The following is a 17,378-nucleotide window of genomic DNA, read 5'->3' on the forward strand; positions in this document are numbered from 1 at the left end:
GAGATGGTGCAGCTTGCCGAGACTATTTGGCGTGACTTTGTTACGGATGGCGTTCCGTCGACAGGAGCGAATGAGCCGCGTAAGCGCGATATCCGCGAGTGGGGCACGTGGATTGAAGGCGTGGCTGCCGGCGCTTTTGCCGGCGCTGTGGTGTTTCCGTCCAAGGAAACAGCTGACATCAATCTAGACCATGCGGCAAATACCATGGCATGGGTCGTTCTGGATTCGACCCCCGGCGACAATGGTGTTTATAGAAAGATTGGTGCGTCCGGAACTGGATCCTGGGCGCGTATAGCAGACCTCCCCTACAGCTATATCAAGGCGTCTGATAACGGCGCTGGCACGCCAAACGCCATTCAGGCGACGACAAGCATTCCAGTGCCTGCCGCTGACGGTTATGCCCTGATTGCGCTTAACATATTTGAGGCGAATACCGGCTCGCCCGTGACGGTTAGCTTCAACGGCGACACCGCACTTGCGATCAAGACCACGACGGGACAAGATATTGCAGCCGGGGGTCTCTCCGCTGGGATGATCGTGGCTGGATACAAGTCTGGTGCCACGTTCCGATTGCTGACGCATCTTCACGGATGGTCGCCTGTAGAGGCAGTCGAAATTGACTCCTCTGTTAGCCCTTCAAGGCGCGTACGACGTCTTGTCGATTGGGCAGGCGGAGAGGGTGCCAAACCTGGCAATATCGGCAAGTACATAGGACCCGGTGGCTACGTCGACACTATCGCGGAAGCTACCGACGTCCGCGGCCCCGCTGGTCCTTCTGGGCCTGGTACCGGCGACATGCTGACGTCGGTTTACGATCCAGAGGATATCGCAGAGCCGATTTTTGATGCCATCAACCGCGCGGCACTAGTTTCGCGTGTGTCTGGTGGGTTTGTCCCGACGCACGGTCGCGTCTATCGCGCCGGGGATTTGTCCTACATCGGGTCTGCTGGCGCGACGGCTATTCCTGACCTTCCGGGGCTTTTGCCGCTAGGCAATATCTTCGTTCAGCATTTCGGTGTTATTGCCGACATGACGTACGAAGAGCAGCAGATTCGCGATGCGACCGGCACGCTTATTAGTGAGTACGGATGGGTCAGAACTGGCGGAACCGATTGGCGTTCCCTTATCGTGCTGGCCGATGCCTACGCCGCATCTGTTGATAGACCGCTGTGGTTTAAGGACGGTGGCTACTATTGGTTCACCGAACTAGCGCAAACGGCCCGCTGGCTGGCGGAAACTGACTTTGGTGTCACCCTTTGGGCGAACTTTGCCAAAGTTTCGGTTGCGGGATTGGATGTCGCGCAATCCGGCCTGTCATGCAAGACGGCCAGCGCGGGGCTAGGGGTGCCCGGTGATCATGGTTTTCTGATCGTTGGTCAGTTTTCCTCGACGACGCTTAAGGAAACCGGCCAAGGCGATTTGGGCTCGGCGTACCGCATCAACAACTTTTACACACCGGAGCAACAGCAGGTCGTTTCCGGCCTTCATGTGCGCGCGAAATTTAATCGCGCCGCACTGCAACGGAACGCCAGTGGAGTTATCACGCAGCGCTCGATTGGATCCATCCTTGTTACGGCTATGGGTGGAATCGAGTACTCGCACTTCGAAATAGGTGTCTTTGGTCGGACGAACGTTTCATCTTCGCACCTGATCCTGTGTCACTGGCAGGCGTACTACGATGCCACGTCGATCAAGTTCGCTGGCGCCACTGTGGCTACTGGTGGTACCGGCTATGCCTCAGACTTCTATGTGACCGTGACTGGCGGCGGTGGTGGAGTCACTGTGACGCCTGTTGTCAAGGCGATCGTCAGTGGCGGCGCAGTCGTAAGTTATGACGTGGAGGATTGGGGTGAGGGCCTTACCGAGGCGCCCGTCTTCGACCATACGCCAGGTGGCGGCACGGGGGCGACGGCGAACGTGCGCTTTGGTGACGCATCGACGGGTGACAAGACGATGGCCACCATTGTCGAGTCCTACCACTTCATTAAGAACCAAATCGACTTCATCACACCGATTGACAATGCGGATGGCCACAAGATGGACATCCCATTTGACATCGCGTCGGGTGGTCATGTGCAAGTCCGTGGTGTCAAAACGTTCGGTCTCAACGGCACAACGTTTGGCGGAGCGCTTGGGTCTGTTTCTTGTGGCGATGTGATAAACCAATACACCGTTGCAAGTCAAAAGGAGTATGTGGGCAAGGCAATTCACATCATCGGTCCAGTAGCGCGCGACGTGCTTGCCGTCACCTCTGGCGAAGAGATGTTTTACGTCAAGGGAATGGGTACGTCCAAGGCGAATGGCGACTTTGAGCCTGGTACACGTAAGTTCAGGCAACGCCAATTGCCAATGGATGTGACCATTGAGAACGCGCAGTGCTATTACCATGCCAGCCAAGACCCTACACTTCCGCAGACAGTGTTCCTCGACCGCGTCTTTGGGCAGGTTAGGTTCCCCGGCCTGATTTCGGTTGGCGCCCACAAGGCACTGGAAATCGAGTATTGCCGCGGCAAATTCACCGGCACAGTTGGCGGTGATGGCGCCGTGGTGAATAATTTCTCGTCTGACGTCGAGTGGGACCTTATCAGCAGCGACAGGCGTAACGAGCAGAACAGTGGTAATGCGTCTGCTTATGCTTATGGTTGGGGCAGCACCAACTCCCGCGCTGTTGAAGTGACTGGCGGAACGGTGTCGCTTGGCAACTCGAGTGCCGATTTCACGTTGGGGTCTGGAACAATTTCCCTGGCTACTCCGCTGGCCACCAACGTTCATCGTGGCGATCCTGTTCTTATCGGGACCGAACGCGTCATCGCAGCGGACATGCACTGCTTGGGCGCCACGCAACTCAGAGTGTCGCCGGCTATGTCCACCGTTGCGAGTGGTGCGGCGATCACACTGGACCGACGTGCGCGGGTATCCAAACTGCGAGCCGCATTCGCGTCCTCCTTTAACGGCATTAGGGTGCTCAATGCCGATGTATACGGCATTGATCTAAGCGGAATCCGCTACACCGGCCGCTTCGCCATCTTGGCGAGTGGCGATAGCATCGTGGAGGTTGTCGGCGGTGAACTGCCATTCGTTGGCCGAGCTGGCGGCACATTGTCCAATATTCGTACAATTCGAATGGAGGATACTTCCCACCTGATCCTGAAGGGTGTGCGGGCCAGAGATAACGCTAGCGTTGCCTCTCACGTCCAGTTGGCAAATTCGTCTACAGCGCTGATCGAGGCATGCCTGATTGAGGATGTCGCGAACTTTATTGTTTCGGCGCTGGATTCGGCTGGGCAAGTTGAGTGGGTCGGAAACTTTGACTTCAGTCGCGTTCCTCTCTCGCACCCTGGCCGCCGCGGATCGAACGCCAATGGCGAGTGGGTAAAGCATCCTGACGGTACACTGCAGTGCTGGTTACGCGGTGCTGCCTTGCTGTCGGGCGGCACAACGTGGACGTTCCCGGCAACCTTTCATGCAGCGTCCACGACGTTTGTTACGGGTCAGCCCACATCCACATCTGCGGCACGTGCCATTGGTGCGACGAACGGGAGTGCGGCAAGCGCCACGATCCAAATGTGGGATTTGACTGTGGCTCCGCCTGTCGCGGTGGGTGGCGGGGCCAGCCTGATGGCAATAGGTAGGTGGCGCGCATAGTGCCGCCTACCGCTGCGGGACACGCTCCCGCAGCCAATGGTCATTCGGGGTGCCGTAGGAAAACCAGTCGGCACCCTTGGTGATCTCGACGATCAGGAGCCGGTCATCGCCCTCTATGAGGCTGGACAGGTCCATGAACAGTTGCGGGGCTGTTCTGTCGGTCTCGACATACTGAGCCCCTGTCATCGGTGACCGGCAAGCCATGCCTTTTAATTTGTCGTAGAAGGCGGCATAGGCTTTGCGGTCCTGCTTCAGCTCGTAGGAGATCAGGTAGACCGGCATCGCTCAGATATAGTTCTGCATGAACCTGGCTCCGCGCATTGCCGCATACTTGCGGACAAGGGCGGTCGTTTTCTCAAGCGTGCCGCTCGTACGGGTCTGCGCCAACTCAACCTTGTGCTCGATCTGCTTTATGGGCTTGCCGAACAGCGAGTTGGTGAACTGTACCTGCGCCATGATCCGATAGCGGTTTTCGGGATGCGCGCCCTTGTGATAGGCGGACGTATCCACAAAGAACACCGTGCCGGCCGGGCCTGTGATGTTGACCTCGTTGTCCATGACGCCGAACTCGCGCATCTGGGCGTCGGAGTAGCGATCGTCGATCCACAGCGGGTCGGGCCGGCGCTTGTGGGTGCCCTTCACCATGGTATGCGGGCCGGAGCCTTGATCCACATCGGTCAGGTAGATGAACATCTTGACGAACTTCAGCCGGTGCATGTCGTAGTGGTAGCGCTGGCCGGTGCCGTTCATTTGCTTCTCGTGCTTGGTCTTCACCGGACCGGACAGCACCGCGACGGGCGTGTTGAAGATCGGCGGGAGCCCAAGGTACTTCTGCGCAACGGAGTAGATGAACGGATCGGCGGCGAGCTGGTACATCTCCTCAAAGGTGCAGGCTTGATTGGTGTTGACCCAATGGGCGAGCGCGGCGCCTTCCTTGCCGGCGATCGTGGCGTCAACCGCCTCCTGGTTCTGCGCAAGCTGCTTATCGACCTTGGATTTGAGGCTGGCAACCAAAGGGGCAGGCGCGAGCACGGGGCATTTCCAATAGCCGTAAGCCTCGATGTGCCGATGGGCGCCGTCGATGGCATTCTCCCATAGGTTTTTGGAAACCGCCGCGTCATCCTCTCCGTTGAGGTGAACCGATGCGCCGGCCTTGGCTTTCAGGATGCCGCTGAACAGGCTGCCCGCCATATCGACGGTCTGCGCCGGGGAGTGGTCTGCCAGCACCCACGAAAAGACGCGATTGCTCTGGAGGCGGGTTTCCTCGCAGGCATAGCGGAAATTGTAGTATTGCGGGTCGGTATTGTAGCCCCCGCTTTTCGCAAAGCCCTCAAGATGATCGATCATCTTTCGGGAACGATAGTTCGGCGGCAAATAACCGTCGATGTGTTTGCGAAGCTCCTTAACGGCGGCGAGCTCAATCTTGAAAGTATCGTCGCGGGCCTTGAGTAGGTCGCGGTCGCCGGGCTTGGCGGCGTTCTGCGGCATGATTTTGTTGACGACGTTCATTCCAGACCTCTCCCTTGGAAAGAAGCGGCGACAATAGGCAACCTGCCTCGAAAGTACAACTCCGAAGATCAATGCGCGGGCAATCTGGCGCGCTAACGTAGGCAAATCTCAAATGAAAATCACGTTTGACGTGGCGCGTCACCGCGCCGCGAGCGAGGCCGCGCATGGATAGGGCCAAATTCTTCGCCGCCATCCGTAGCGGCAAACTGGTCACATCGTTGACCGGGGATCAAGTCCAGCGGATTGAGGCGGTCATTGACGGTCTGCAGGCGCGCTCGGTCTCCATCAAGCGCGCCGCCTACATTCTGGCGACCGCGTTCCATGAGAGCGATCGTTTTCGCACCCTGACCGAATATGCGTCTGGCGCCGCCTACGAGGGGCGCAAGGATTTGGGCAATACGCAAGCCGGTGACGGTAAGCGGTTCAAGGGCAGGGGCCTGGTGCAGATTACTGGCAGGCGCAATTATACCGATTGGTCGAAGCGGCTGGGTGTGGACATCGTCGCCAAGCCGGAATTGGCCGCCACGCTGAAATATGCCGTGCCGATCCTTATTGACGGCATGCTGCTGGGCACGTTCACTGGCAAAAAGCTCGGCGACTACGTCGACCCGCTGATGGATTTCAAGGGTGCGCGCCGCGTCGTCAACGGTACGGATAGGGCATCTCTGATCGCCGACTATGCCGGAAAGTTTCTGGCTTCGCTCAAAGAGGCCGATTACGGTTCGGCAACAGTGCCGGTCCCGCCCGCCGCTCCTGCACAGCCCACCCCCACCAAAACGCCTGCCCTGCAGTATCTCGTCGACTTGCTGGTGGCGTGGCTCCGCAGGTTCATCGAAAGGACAGCCAAATGATCCTGACCAGCATCCTGTTGGACCTGGCCGGCGAAGTCGCGGCGCCTTTCGTCAAGAAGGTGTTGGGCGACAAATTGGGTGACGCTGGCGGCAAACTCGCCGGAAGTGTCGTCGACGTGATCGCCGGCAAGCTCGGCGTTCCGGCTAGCAAGATCCCCGACCAGCCGCGCGAGGTGGTGCAGGCCGCGATTGTTGCGGCCGAGCCGGAAGTTGCTGAACTGGTACTGGCGCATGTCGAGCAGCAGCGGGCAGCCAACGAACTGCAGATGGCCGAAATGGACAAAGGCCCGCTCTGGACGTGGGCCTGGCGTCCGGTGTGGATGTGGCTTCTCGGATTCCTGTGGGTGTGGCAGTTGGTGGTCGTCCATATCACCAATGCGGCTTTTGGCACGGCCATTCCTGTCGCGAGCACGGGCGATCTTTTCAATCTGACCGGCGCCTATCTGGCTCTGTATTTGGGCGGACACACCGCCAAGAACATTTGGGGACAAAAGTGAGCGGCGCCGAAATCATGGGCGCCGTCGCCTTCGGGCTTTTGGTCTTCGGGGCGATTTCCGGCGCCTTCTGGCGCATGTGGGGATTGATCAAGGAGGCAGGCGGCAAGGGTGAAAAGGCCCAAACCGACCTTGCCGCCTACAAGACGCACGTGGCCGAGACCTACACGACCAAGACCGGCATGCAGGAGCAGACAGCCCAACTCATGAAGGCGATCGAAGGCGTCGGTTCCCGGCTCGACTCCCGCCTTGATGGTGTAAACGAACGACTGGACCGACTTTACGAGGCGCCGCCGCGGCGCACCTGACTTTTCAATCACCTATCTCTTTCCACCCGACCCCGTTGCCCTGACCGGCAGCGGGGTCTTTTTTTGTTTTAAGGCGAAACCGCCTAAATCGAATTGACAACCTAGGCGAAAACGCCTAACGTAACACCAAGGAGAAAGACTCACTCAAACCCCATTGGGAGACCAACATGCGCGCATTGCTTGCCGCCACCCTTATGCTTGGGACTGCGCTTAGCGCGTGCTCCGGGGTTGATCCGATCGAGACCGGGAGTAGCCGGGCGGGGGCGGACGTGCGGATTGAGCGCGACGTTAAGGTGGGCGGTCAGACTAAGCAGTCAGTCGGCTCCGGCGTCTACATCGGCAATGGCATCATCCTTACGGCAGCGCATGTCGTCGACGGTGCGAAGGAAGTGCGCGTCAAGTCCGATGCTGGAGACATTCAGACGGCGACCGTGCTGTGGACGAACGCGGCTTATGACTTGGCCGCCATTCGTCCCACCAACAGCCGACGCTTCAAGGAAGCGCGGCTTGCGTGCGTAGAGCCGCACGAGGGTGATGAAGTCAAGGCTGCGGGCAATCCGGCCGGCATCGAATTCGTCACCATGCACGGCTATGTGTCGGGTAAGTCTCGCAAGATGGCGCCAGATTGGGAGGCCGTGTTTCTTACCGACATGACCACCATCGGCGGCATGAGCGGCGGCGGGGTCTACAATCGCGAAGGCTACGTTGTCGGCATTACGGTCGGCACTCTTGGCTATAACGCGCCCGCCGGCGGACTTGGATTTGCCGTACCGGGAAAGGTCGCCTGCCAGATGTTGGGGAGGGCGGCCTAACAATGACCCTCCTCCCGCGCCTTATCATCTTCAATATCACGGCCGCCGCGTTCGTTGTGTGGGCTTGGCTGCTGGGGTATCCGCAGGCCGCCCTTGCGGCGGACACGTCCGGCATTTCTTATGCTATCCTGGCGCTGTTCGGCCTTGGTATCGCGGCGTCGTTTTGGCGGGCCATGAAGGTTGGCGCGATCCCCGCAATGCCACTGCGGATGCGCCGCAGGATTGCCGCTAAGGCGCCGGCGCAGAACAACCACTTGAGCGAAATCGCGAAGTGGCTGGCGATGCTGGGTATGTTCGGGACTGTGGTCGGCCTTATCCAGATGGCATTATCCCTCAAGGGGAGCCTTGGCGGCGCGGACAATCTTGCCGCAGCGATTGCCATGGCCTTCGAAGGTTATGGCGTGGCGCTTGTGACAACCGCGGTGGGTATCGTTACCGGCGCGTGGATTGAAGTCAATGCGCTGCTTATCGGTACGGCTACTGACGGGCTGGTTAAGGACACGGGAGAGGTGTGATGTGGTTCCGACGCCAGACACGCCCATTCAGGGTATCTGTTCACCTTGACGGAAGACACCCCTACTTGACCACCAATGAACTCGACGTGGCGACGCGCGACGTAGTTCTCACTGTACCGGCCCGTGACTGGAACCACGCGGCTGAGCAGGCCATGCGCGCGGCAATGCCGCTGAGGGCATGGAAGTATTGGGTCACGTCCATCGAGGACGCAACATGATCAACATCGCCGCCCGCGACCTGTTTTTGAACGCGCTTGCGTTCTGCCTTCTGGTGTTGATCATCATCATTCCGTGGATCAACCCCACGCCGACCAATGCGCATGACGCGCCGCCACCCGGCAACCTCGCCGTAAGCATCGCATGGCCGGAAGGCCCTTATGACGTGGATGTATGGGTACTGGCACCTGGCGAGCAGAAGGCGGTCGGATATAGCAACCGCGCCGGCAGGGTGTTCAACTTGCTGCGTGATGACCTTGGCCTAAGCGGCGATGACGGCCCATTCAATCGGGAAGATGCGTTCAGCCGCGGCCTGCCCGCCGGCGAGTACGTGGTGAACATCCACGGCTATTCGGTCGCACAGGAATTGCCTGTCGAAGTCGAGATAAGACGCGCGGATGGCAACGGCAGTGCGCTTCTTGTGCGCGAGACCATGACCATTCGCCAAGCGCAAGAGCGTACCGTTGTGCGGTTCCGGTTGGATGCGTCCGGCAATGTTGTGCCTGGTTCGATGAACCGTGTTTACAAGCCTTTGAGGAGCGCTACGAAATGAGCAAGTTCAAGGTTGGGGATAGGGTGCGGGTCGTCAAGGACGGCGAGCGCTATGGCGGTTCGTGGCACAAGGTGCCAATCGGACACGTCGTGCAAGTCGTCAGAATAAGCGGCTATGAGATCGATACAGATTCCGGATGGTTCTTCCACGAGGACGAAATCGAACTTGTCACGGCGACAGTCACGCCGCCCGCATCCCCCGTCCGCACCGTAACTCGCCGCGAGATTGTTGATGGCAATTACAACGGTGTTGAAATCAGTGTCGGAGGAGTGCCTTGGGGCAAGAAGCGCGTCCGCTTCGATGCGACGGCCGATGCGCAATCCCTTCGCGAGGCAGCCCGCATCTTCAACGAAATCGCCGACGTGCTCGACGAGGAGAAGGAGGACGTGTGATGATGTTCCCTGTTCGGTGGTTCTTGTTCGTGCCTGCGGCAGTTAATGCGCTGGCAGCCGCAGGTATTGGCAATAATTTCGGTGAGGCCGTTTGGACTGGTGACGTGGCGCGGGCCGCAGTGGCTTGCCGGCATGGTTATTTGGTTCGCATCTAGCGCCATTGGCTGCTTGCTAGCAGCAACAGACAAGCGGGAGGCCGCGTGATGTTTGGCCACGGCCTGGAAATAGCACTTGCTGCGGCCCTTGATGCCTACCGCGCCGCAGGCTGGCAAGAATGGCACGGCGGCAAGTGCCCCGTGGAGCCGGGCACGACGGTCGAGGTGGCCTATGGCGACGGCCTGCTGAAGGAAGCCGAAGCGCAGTTCCTCGACTGGGTCGCACCAGTGCGAGGAAACAGACATCACGGCCTATCGGGTCCGGTCCAAGGATGGGGTGACGTCGTGACCTGGTTTACGCCCGAAGGCATGGCCCTCGCCGCTATCGCGGTTGCACTGGCAGTGGCGCTTATGATTGCGGTTGATATCGCTGGAGGCGGCAATGGCGAAGAATGACGGTGGGCCGGCGCACCCTGTCTATACAGGCAACCCAGAGCATTGGCAGAACGGCATGGCGCTGCGCGATTGGTTCGCGGGGCAGGCACTTCCAACCGTAGCGGCTTACGACAGCAACCCCGATGTGTTTGAAGCGGAATGGATAGCGTCTCGCGCCTATTCCATCGCCGACGCCATGCTTGCGGAACGCGACAAATGAGCGCCGCCCTGCACGAATTCATGTGGGCGCATCCTGACCTGTTCACGGTGCTGCTGTTCATGTCTGCGACCGGCATCAGCGCAGGCATGATTGCGCTTTGCTACTGGCTTCATGGGAATGACGATGAGTGACCGGCAGACGCTGATTTATATTGCCGTCTTCTTGGTCGGCTGTTTTTGGGGAGGCTTTGCGGGTGGCCTCTTTCGGTGGGTACTATCATGATCCTAGCCGCCTCCACATGGGCCGCCTACGTCATCCTGTTCGCTGCGCTAGCGCTCCTCTCGCATCGGGCAATAGCCGCAGCAGTGTTCGCGCTTGCTGTGTTCGCATCGTTGCCGGCCGCAGTCCTGCCGCTTGGCAACTGCGCGCCGTGGCTTCCAGCCGCTGGCAGCTACACAGTGCTCGGCGCGCGCATTGACGTGCCGGACGCATATAGTGCTGGTGCTATCTACGCCATGCTGGATGACGGCAACGGGGAGCCTCAGTGTTACCGCCTGCCGTACTCCACGAGCCAGGCCAACGCGTTGCAGGGCGCAATGGACGGCGAGGGCGGCGTTGGCGCCAAGGTGGATGGCGAAGGTGGCGTCGCTTACGAGGGCGAGCCGCCCGTAACGGCGGACTCGGCTAAGCAGGCCGATAGGCCGCAATTTCAGCTTGGAGGGTGAGGCCTATGGATAGGCACGTTGGTAATACGACAAAGCCTGAACTCTCGGCAGGAGATTGCTGGCTATCCGGCTTTGGTACTGGGCTCGTTCTTTCGGTGATAATCGCAGGGGTGATTGTGTGGTTCTTCGACCCTGGCAACGCGGAAGCCCTCTACGAATGCCGCAGGGCGCATGACGTTTTCGCGTGCGAGCTTATCGCCACGCCCGTCGTCGATCCAGGCAAGCCGGAGTAGTAGGAAGCTATGATGAAAATCGCACTATTAGTTGCCGGATATGGTCTGTGTGCCGGGTCAGGCGCAATCATTATGGACCAGCCTCTGCTGGGCATCCCGCTGTTAATTTCCGGGCTGGCGCATGTTGTAGCCGGCAGCATCATAAACGCGGAATCCGCACATTGACCCCACCCGTTTCAGACTACGATATTGCCCGCACCGTTGAAGTGCGCGCCCGCCACAAAGACAACGTTTCGGCCGCCGCAGAGCTTGGCGTGAACGAAAGCACGGTACGCCGCCGCATGGCAGTTGCTGCCGAGCGCGGAATGCTCTCATTGGATCCGGTCATGCCGGGTTTTGCCATCAAGAGCGTCGCCAGCAAGACGGTCGACGGCAAGTGGGTGAAGCAGGTCAAGGCGGCCGGCGATGTCCATGAAATCCCGGAGGGCTTCACGCTCAAGCGAGATTCGGCCTACACGGACGGCGAGGGACGCCGCATCGGCGGATGGCGTATCAGCGAGCCGTCCAAGGAACAGCAGCTTGCTGCAATGCGGGCGGTCGCGGACGCCTTGAAGGAGGAGTTGCCTCGTCTGCCCGCCTCTCCGGCGCCTGCGCACGTACGGGAAGACCTTCTCAACCAGTTCGTGATTACAGATAGCCACTTCGGGATGCTTGCCTGGCATGAAGAGACCGGGGCGTCCTACGACCTGCGGATTGCCGAGCAACTGCTGCTTGACTGGTTTTCCGTGGCGATCGAGTTGGCGCCGCCCGCCCACACCGCCGTTTTCGCTCAGCTCGGCGACTTCATGCATCACGACGCGCTGGAATCCGTGACGCCCGCTCACAAGCACGTGCTCGATGCGGACAGCCGCCTGCAGAAGATTATCCGGGTGGTCATCCGCACCACGCGCCGCGTCATAGACATGCTCTTGCGCAAGCATCAGCACGTCCACATCGTCATGGCGGCCGGCAACCACGACCCGGCCTCGAGCGCATGGCTGCGTGAGATGCTGGCGGCCATGTACGAAAACGAACCGCGCATCACTGTCGATAACAGCCCGTCGCTGTACTACGCCTACGAATGGGGCGGAACGATGCTGGCCTATCATCACGGTCACAAGCGTGGCGTGAAGGACGTTGACGCCGTTGTGGCGGCAATCTTCCGTGAGATGTACGGCCGCAGCTCTACCGCGTACGTGCATGTCGGGCACCGCCACAGCGACGAAGGCAAGAAGACGCGCCTTATGTACGTTGAGCAGCACGAGACGCTTGCCGCCAAGGACGCGTTCAATGCTGGTGGCGGGTGGCCGGGCGGGCGCTCGGCAAAGGTAATCACCTATTCGAAGACCGGCGGCGAGGTTATCCGACTGACGCTTCGGCCGGAGATGGTCGCGGGCGCTGCCAAGTTGCAGTCCGCAAACGACAACAGCGAATGGAGGGCTGCGGCGTGAGTGACGGGGACGCAAAGGAACTGCGCATTGAGGCAAAAGACAACCGGGCACTGGCGCAGTGCTATCGAGATCAAGCTGCAGATTGCATTAAAAAAGCCGAGGACAAAGAGCGCCGCGCCGCCAGGCTAGAGCGCGCCGCGGACGCGTCTGGATGCGCTTAGCCAATGACCCACATCGAAGCCATCGCGCTATGGCTGTTTGGCGCCCTCATTGTGCTTGGCATGTGCAACTGGATTTTTCAGGAGGTTTTGTGATGCTGCTATACGACCCGCCAAGCGGCTGGCGCTTCGGATTCCCCAAGCCTTATCGTCCCATGGCGGACGAAGCTCTTGAGGACACGCTTGTCCGTGACGGCTACCCGAAAAGCAGCGCTGAGTTCGGCGCGAAGCACTGCCGGTTCATCGGCACCGCAGAAGGAGTTGCAGTAGGTGGCATGACCGCGCAAACCAAACAGTGGGACCGCGTTGCGCGCATGTACGTGGAGGGCTGTCCGGACGACACGCAGGCGGCCGAGACGTTTGGGGAGTTGCTGTGCAACTACGGCAGCGACTTGTGCGTCTGCCCGCCAGCCGCCAACGACAACATGCGCCAGGTTGCGGCACCCGCAACGGAGCGCAACGGCAATGAGCGAGTCGGCCACTACATATCGACGCTGACCGGCAGGTTCTGGCCGTTCGACCCGCGACCTGAAGACGTCGACATCAACCACATTGCGCACAGCCTAGCGATGTCGTGCCGGTACACTGGTGCGTGCCGTCGCTTCTATTCAACCGCAGAGCATTCGGTGCATATCGCGCAGTGGCTGACCGCGCGTGGCTTTCATCCGATCGTCGCTCTAGCCGGGCTTCTACACGACGCGCCAGAAACCCTATCTGGCTTCGGCGATACGGCGCGCCCGTCCAAGGTCAAAGCGCCAATCATCAAGGAAACCGAGGAGCGCATTTGGGATTTGGCAGTTGCGCCAGCATTTGGCCTTGCTGATGGCGGACTGCCCATTGCCGTTCACGAGGCGGACAGCCGCATCATCGCCGACGAGATGCAGCAGAACATGCACGAGGTGGATCCAAACTACACCAACCCACTCGGCATCCAACTGAAGTACTGGTCTCCAGACGTCGCAGAACTGCACTTCCTCCACACGTTCAACCAACTGCAAGATGAGCGCGCGAGGGCTGAAAAGATGGGGGTAGCGGCGTGAAGATTATAACTGATAGCGATACGGTCGGTCTGGCGCATTTTTGCATGATGTTGCTTGCATCATATGAATTAGCCAACTCTGAAAGAGATATTACTGAAGACGAAATAGAGGAGTGGCTTATCGATACGATTGATTCCCTTAAGGGCATCGTAGCAAACAAGCTTGGCCGCAAGTTGGACTTGTCAGCATGAACCAAGAATCCCGCCACGACCTATATCCCGGCGCGCAGGTCATCTGCGTGGACGACAAGGTGCCGCTTGAGAACGGCGCAACCGTCAAGGACGCCAACATCACGGAAGGCGAGACATATACCGTCAGGTGGGTGGGCATGGCCTCGCATTATGTGTTCGGCTCGTACTTGGGCGTCAAACTTGAGGGCATTGACAGCAAGTTCGGCGAAGCTTGGGGCCTGTCGGATGCGCCGTACGCAGCCAAGAGGTTTAGGCCGCTCGTGAAGGATCCCCTGGCTTGGGCGCGGCAGATCGCGGCTGATCCCAATGGTTACAAGGTGGGTGGTCCGGAAGGGCCGCTGCGCGAAGGTGCGCCGCGAAAGAGGGAGGAGGTTTGATGACACCCAAGCAGAAATATGATGAGCGCAAACGGCTGCGTGCAGAGCGCCTGCTGCGCGAAGAGCCAGCGTGCCAAGGATGCAAGAAACCGCAACGACGACATGGAAGAGCGGATGAACCAGCTCATGATCGCGATCGAGCGGATTGCCGATGTCGCGGAACTTTGGGCCGACAAACAGGTGGACGCAATCCAATGACCGCCACCATCTACACACCTTGGGGAAACCAGTCAGTCGACCACCCGAACGAGGACACGTTCATGCCCACGGCAACCGCACCGACCGCAACCGTTCCTGATTCCTTCTGTGACCGCGTACTCGGCCAGCCGGCGCCCGATGTCAAGGCGACGATTGCCGACGAGGCCAAGCGCATTGTGACCGGCGCTCGCCGCTCCGCCTACGGCAAACCTGAAGACAATTTTGAACGCATTGCCCGCTTTTGGCAGGCATACTTTGAAAACACTGGTCGCGATGTGGAAATCACAGCGGCTGACGTGTCGCCCCTGATGCGCCTGATGAAGGAGGCTCGTCTGTGCGAAACTCCCGACCACCGCGACAGTTTCGTTGACCTGGTGGGGTATACGCTTACCGGTGCCGAGATTAACGGCGTGGCGGCGTGACCCCCGTCATCCACGCACAATCAGCTGTACCGGGCCGCGGTTCAATCTGCGGCAAGCGCGGCGCCGCAACGGCGCCCAAGCCAACCTGCCGGCGCTGCATTGGTCTGCTGGCCGGCATGAACACGCATAACGTGGCGAGGCGGGTGGTGTGGAGGGCGGGTAGCCCGAGGTTGCGGACGCTAACAAGAGGAATTTGAAACGTGACTGAGATGATTCCAGACGACATCATGAGGCAGGCGAAGGCCTTGCTGTTTGACCTTGAGACGCTGGGTGTGGACGACCTAGAGGAAGAAGGATATTAACAAAGACATTTCTCTAATCGCCCACTCCATCCTTGCCGAGCGCATAAAGCAAGCCGAATACGACGCCAAACTGCTTGAAGACTGGTTGCGCGTTGATGGCGAAATGCTCCCATCCGCAGTGCGCAGTTGGGGGAGCAAAATGGCAGCATACATTCGGAGCCCCGGAGCGAGAGATCAGAACGGGAGCAAGATGGTGGACGATGGCGTCAATCTCATTGGTGGAGGAATGCTCCTTACCAGCAAGGAGGGAAAGACAGCCGTTGCAGCGATGGACATAGCGTGGGCCATAAGCCAATTGGAGGCCATGCTAGGTGACCTACGCGCCTCGTGGCGCCCTTTTCTTTTTATAACTCGCCCGCCGCCTTGGCCGCTTTGCTGGGCACCAGGTTGCCATTGGCGTCCCGTACACGGCGCCTGCGCTTCGGCGCATCACCACTCGCAACCCGCGCCTGGCGCACGTCGTCAGCCCGCGGCGCTCGCAGGTAGGTTGCCGGGTTGAACTGGCCGTCAGCCCGCGTAAACGACTCCGTGACCTTGCCGGACAGGAATCCATTGTCATGCAGCCACTTCAAGCCGGTAACAACGGTCTCAACGTGCGTAGCGGCCTCGGCCACAACTGCAGCGCGGCGCTCTGCTTCTTCCTTCTCCGCCTTAGCGCGGATGGCCAACTGGATCTCATTTGCGCGCCGCTCGAGTTCCGCAACGCTTAGGTCAAGCAGCTCGGGCCGCAGCTTCTCAATGTCGGTAACAGGCATAGACATGAATATGGCTCCGTTTAATAGCGGAGCCATACCCTATCGCCGTAATGCTGTCTAGGCTGTGCCGCCTATGTGGCGGTGGCCTCCGCCGTGCCAGGACACATACCCGTATTAAACAGCAAGCATGCGTCGCACGGTTCAGTGCCGGGCACGACGTTGCGCAGGCATTCCCCTAAGATAATCCGATCGCGTTGCGCGTCGGTGAACGCAAACGACCTTACGCCGTAGATTTCCGCGCCGCGCCTTGAGCGAACACGCATCATCACAAGGGACGGGAGCGGCTGGTCCTTGTGGGTTACACACTGACCCTCTTTGAACGCCCAACCAGTGGCCGCTGTTACTACGGCCTCAGTACAACCCACCTCTTCCATTTCGTTCTAACTATCTTCCTTGGCCTCGTGGCCATCGCGGGTGATCTTCGCGCTAAAAGCCTGCGCAAGTGGGACGACATGTGTGCTTGCACTCAGCGCTGCACTGGCGCCGAGCCGGGGGTTCGTAAGAGATCGCGAAGACCTCCCGATGGCTTTTAGCTTTCGCCTGGACATGGCGCACCGCCCCCGGCCGAAGCCAGGTTTGATGCGACGCCGCCAAGCGTCGGCATCCATTCAACGTGCCCGTATGTGCGTGCGTCCCTCTCACGCATGGGTACGTCTATTCGCGATCCGGGTTACGAAGCCCACGGCGACACTAGCGTAAGTGGTATACAACGCAAGGGTAAATCTGGTCCTACCAGTTATGTGACAAAAATGTGAACGGAAAATGTAGTACATTGTGGTGCCGTGCACGGAGGCGCAGCCTGTGGTAGGGTAAGCCATGAGTTTCAGACTGCCCGAACTGACCTATCCGTTCGCCGTCGACACGATCGGCAAGATGCTGGCGGCCGGCTTTGAAATGACGGTCCACTGCTACGCCACCGGCTGCAATCATCACGGCCGCGTCAACCTGGTGGCTTTGGGGCGACGTCTCGGCATGGACCACGGATGTCTCGACGCGGCTATCCGGAATGCGTTCTACTGCCCTCGATGTCGAGAGGCGGGACGTCGGGACAGGGACTTTGGATTTCGGGTGACGCCACCGACCGAGTTCTGCGACATCGCCGACCGAAACAAGCCGCTCAACAACTATATGCGCGCCAAGGGGATCTGATGCCGGAAGTCGGAGCGGGATGGACCGGAACAGTCAACGTCGAGGTGACAGGCGCCGAAGGCGACGAAGGCTATCTGGTGGTGCGCATAAAAGGAGAGCGCACCGGAACGCCTGTCCAGGTGCGCGAGGAAGATGTGGTCGGATTACGCCCGCCGAAGATGGTGCGGCGGGATGTGCGGAGTTAGGCACAGTAGCCTAGTAACCAAGCCAAGCCAGTGCCGCGGCCCAACAGAAGCGATGACCAGCCACAGGCTTAGGCTACCTTGGCCGTAGTAGATACCCATTCCGACCAGTACGGCAGCAAAGCCGAGCATGGGCGAGAAAAGCGCGGCCTTATGTAGCAAGAGCACCAAACTAACCGCTACCGCGCCCTAGCGGGTTCCCATAAAATCCGGGAATGCCGATCCAAGCTT

At 59.6% G+C, this 17,378-nt stretch carries 24 protein-coding genes; 21 read left to right on the forward strand and 3 right to left on the reverse strand.

The features are described 5' to 3' along the window. The first annotated feature begins 3 nt into the window (after positions 1-3). Positions 4-3,645 carry a hypothetical protein gene (locus AC5JDC_RS15915; RefSeq protein WP_495842587.1) on the forward strand — a complete coding sequence of 1,214 codons (3,642 nt, stop codon included), beginning with the start codon at positions 4-6 and terminating at the stop codon, positions 3,643-3,645. Positions 3,646-3,651: 6 nt separating this feature from the next. Here the strand turns inward: AC5JDC_RS15915 and AC5JDC_RS15920 are convergent, their stop codons facing one another. Beyond that, positions 3,652-3,927 carry a hypothetical protein gene (locus AC5JDC_RS15920; protein WP_495842589.1) on the reverse strand — a complete coding sequence of 92 codons (276 nt, stop codon included), beginning with the start codon at positions 3,925-3,927 and terminating at the stop codon, positions 3,652-3,654. Positions 3,928-3,930: 3 nt separating this feature from the next. Continuing rightward, positions 3,931-5,154, reverse strand: a complete 1,224-nt coding sequence (locus tag AC5JDC_RS15925; protein ID WP_495842591.1) for a phytanoyl-CoA dioxygenase family protein — start codon at positions 5,152-5,154, stop codon at positions 3,931-3,933. Positions 5,155-5,318: 164 nt separating this feature from the next. Between AC5JDC_RS15925 and AC5JDC_RS15930 the strand changes: the two genes are divergently transcribed. From AC5JDC_RS15930 to AC5JDC_RS16015, 18 genes are all read left to right on the forward strand, one after another. Further along, positions 5,319-6,005: a hypothetical protein gene (locus AC5JDC_RS15930; protein WP_495842592.1), complete on the forward strand. Its 687-nt coding sequence runs from the start codon at positions 5,319-5,321 to the stop codon at positions 6,003-6,005. After that, on the forward strand, positions 6,002-6,502 hold the full coding sequence (locus AC5JDC_RS15935; RefSeq protein WP_495842594.1) for a 3TM-type holin: 501 nt from the start codon (positions 6,002-6,004) through the stop codon (positions 6,500-6,502). Before AC5JDC_RS15930 ends, AC5JDC_RS15935 begins: the two co-directional genes overlap by 4 nt. Continuing rightward, a complete protein-coding gene (locus tag AC5JDC_RS15940) occupies positions 6,499-6,807 on the forward strand; it encodes a hypothetical protein (RefSeq protein WP_495842596.1) in 309 nt (102 codons plus the stop codon). The genes AC5JDC_RS15935 and AC5JDC_RS15940 overlap by 4 nt, the downstream gene beginning before the upstream one ends. A 167-nt stretch (positions 6,808-6,974) precedes the next feature. Beyond that, positions 6,975-7,619, forward strand: coding sequence for a S1 family peptidase (locus tag AC5JDC_RS15945; RefSeq protein WP_495842597.1), 645 nt, complete (start codon positions 6,975-6,977; stop codon positions 7,617-7,619). Between the two features lie 2 nt (positions 7,620-7,621). Beyond that, positions 7,622-8,134, forward strand: coding sequence for a MotA/TolQ/ExbB proton channel family protein (locus tag AC5JDC_RS15950; protein WP_495842599.1), 513 nt, complete (start codon positions 7,622-7,624; stop codon positions 8,132-8,134). 214 nt (positions 8,135-8,348) lie between these two features. Further along, complete coding sequence (locus tag AC5JDC_RS15955) at positions 8,349-8,903, forward strand: hypothetical protein (protein WP_495842601.1); 555 nt, start codon at positions 8,349-8,351, stop codon at positions 8,901-8,903. Further along, the gene (locus tag AC5JDC_RS15960) at positions 8,900-9,295 is read left to right on the forward strand and encodes a hypothetical protein (protein ID WP_495842604.1); all 396 of its coding nucleotides are present in this window, start codon (positions 8,900-8,902) and stop codon (positions 9,293-9,295) included. Before AC5JDC_RS15955 ends, AC5JDC_RS15960 begins: the two co-directional genes overlap by 4 nt. 203 nt (positions 9,296-9,498) lie before the next feature. Further along, positions 9,499-9,846, forward strand: coding sequence for a hypothetical protein (locus AC5JDC_RS15965; RefSeq protein ID WP_495842606.1), 348 nt, complete (start codon positions 9,499-9,501; stop codon positions 9,844-9,846). Next, the gene (locus tag AC5JDC_RS15970; protein ID WP_495842608.1) at positions 9,833-10,045 is read left to right on the forward strand and encodes a hypothetical protein; all 213 of its coding nucleotides are present in this window, start codon (positions 9,833-9,835) and stop codon (positions 10,043-10,045) included. The genes AC5JDC_RS15965 and AC5JDC_RS15970 overlap by 14 nt, the downstream gene beginning before the upstream one ends. Next, positions 10,042-10,176: a hypothetical protein gene (locus AC5JDC_RS15975; RefSeq protein ID WP_495842610.1), complete on the forward strand. Its 135-nt coding sequence runs from the start codon at positions 10,042-10,044 to the stop codon at positions 10,174-10,176. The genes AC5JDC_RS15970 and AC5JDC_RS15975 overlap by 4 nt, the downstream gene beginning before the upstream one ends. A gap of 87 nt (positions 10,177-10,263) precedes the next feature. Further along, positions 10,264-10,710, forward strand: coding sequence for a hypothetical protein (locus AC5JDC_RS15980; RefSeq protein ID WP_495842612.1), 447 nt, complete (start codon positions 10,264-10,266; stop codon positions 10,708-10,710). Between the two features lie 245 nt (positions 10,711-10,955). Continuing rightward, positions 10,956-11,108 carry a hypothetical protein gene (locus AC5JDC_RS15985; RefSeq protein WP_495842614.1) on the forward strand — a complete coding sequence of 51 codons (153 nt, stop codon included), beginning with the start codon at positions 10,956-10,958 and terminating at the stop codon, positions 11,106-11,108. After that, positions 11,105-12,373, forward strand: coding sequence for an oxidoreductase (locus AC5JDC_RS15990; protein ID WP_495842616.1), 1,269 nt, complete (start codon positions 11,105-11,107; stop codon positions 12,371-12,373). The genes AC5JDC_RS15985 and AC5JDC_RS15990 overlap by 4 nt, the downstream gene beginning before the upstream one ends. A 253-nt stretch (positions 12,374-12,626) precedes the next feature. After that, positions 12,627-13,571, forward strand: a complete 945-nt coding sequence (locus AC5JDC_RS15995) for a hypothetical protein (RefSeq protein WP_495842618.1) — start codon at positions 12,627-12,629, stop codon at positions 13,569-13,571. Continuing rightward, on the forward strand, positions 13,568-13,762 hold the full coding sequence (locus AC5JDC_RS16000; RefSeq protein ID WP_495842620.1) for a hypothetical protein: 195 nt from the start codon (positions 13,568-13,570) through the stop codon (positions 13,760-13,762). The genes AC5JDC_RS15995 and AC5JDC_RS16000 overlap by 4 nt, the downstream gene beginning before the upstream one ends. After that, a complete protein-coding gene (locus AC5JDC_RS16005) occupies positions 13,759-14,139 on the forward strand; it encodes a CAP-Gly domain protein (RefSeq protein WP_495842621.1) in 381 nt (126 codons plus the stop codon). The genes AC5JDC_RS16000 and AC5JDC_RS16005 overlap by 4 nt, the downstream gene beginning before the upstream one ends. 21 nt (positions 14,140-14,160) lie before the next feature. Then, on the forward strand, positions 14,161-14,337 hold the full coding sequence (locus AC5JDC_RS16010) for a hypothetical protein (RefSeq protein ID WP_495842623.1): 177 nt from the start codon (positions 14,161-14,163) through the stop codon (positions 14,335-14,337). Then, positions 14,334-14,759 carry a DUF6378 domain-containing protein gene (locus tag AC5JDC_RS16015; RefSeq protein WP_495842625.1) on the forward strand — a complete coding sequence of 142 codons (426 nt, stop codon included), beginning with the start codon at positions 14,334-14,336 and terminating at the stop codon, positions 14,757-14,759. The genes AC5JDC_RS16010 and AC5JDC_RS16015 overlap by 4 nt, the downstream gene beginning before the upstream one ends. A gap of 646 nt (positions 14,760-15,405) precedes the next feature. Here AC5JDC_RS16015 and AC5JDC_RS16020 read toward each other — a convergent pair. After that, positions 15,406-15,822 carry a hypothetical protein gene (locus AC5JDC_RS16020; RefSeq protein ID WP_495842627.1) on the reverse strand — a complete coding sequence of 139 codons (417 nt, stop codon included), beginning with the start codon at positions 15,820-15,822 and terminating at the stop codon, positions 15,406-15,408. 810 nt (positions 15,823-16,632) lie between these two features. Between AC5JDC_RS16020 and AC5JDC_RS16025 the strand changes: the two genes are divergently transcribed. Beyond that, complete coding sequence (locus tag AC5JDC_RS16025; RefSeq protein ID WP_495842628.1) at positions 16,633-16,965, forward strand: hypothetical protein; 333 nt, start codon at positions 16,633-16,635, stop codon at positions 16,963-16,965. Continuing rightward, entirely contained in the window at positions 16,965-17,150 is a 186-nt protein-coding gene (locus AC5JDC_RS16030; protein ID WP_495842630.1) for a hypothetical protein, read from the forward strand. Before AC5JDC_RS16025 ends, AC5JDC_RS16030 begins: the two co-directional genes overlap by 1 nt. Positions 17,151-17,378: the final 228 nt, after the last annotated feature.

Source organism: Kumtagia sp. (genome assembly GCF_059502445.1).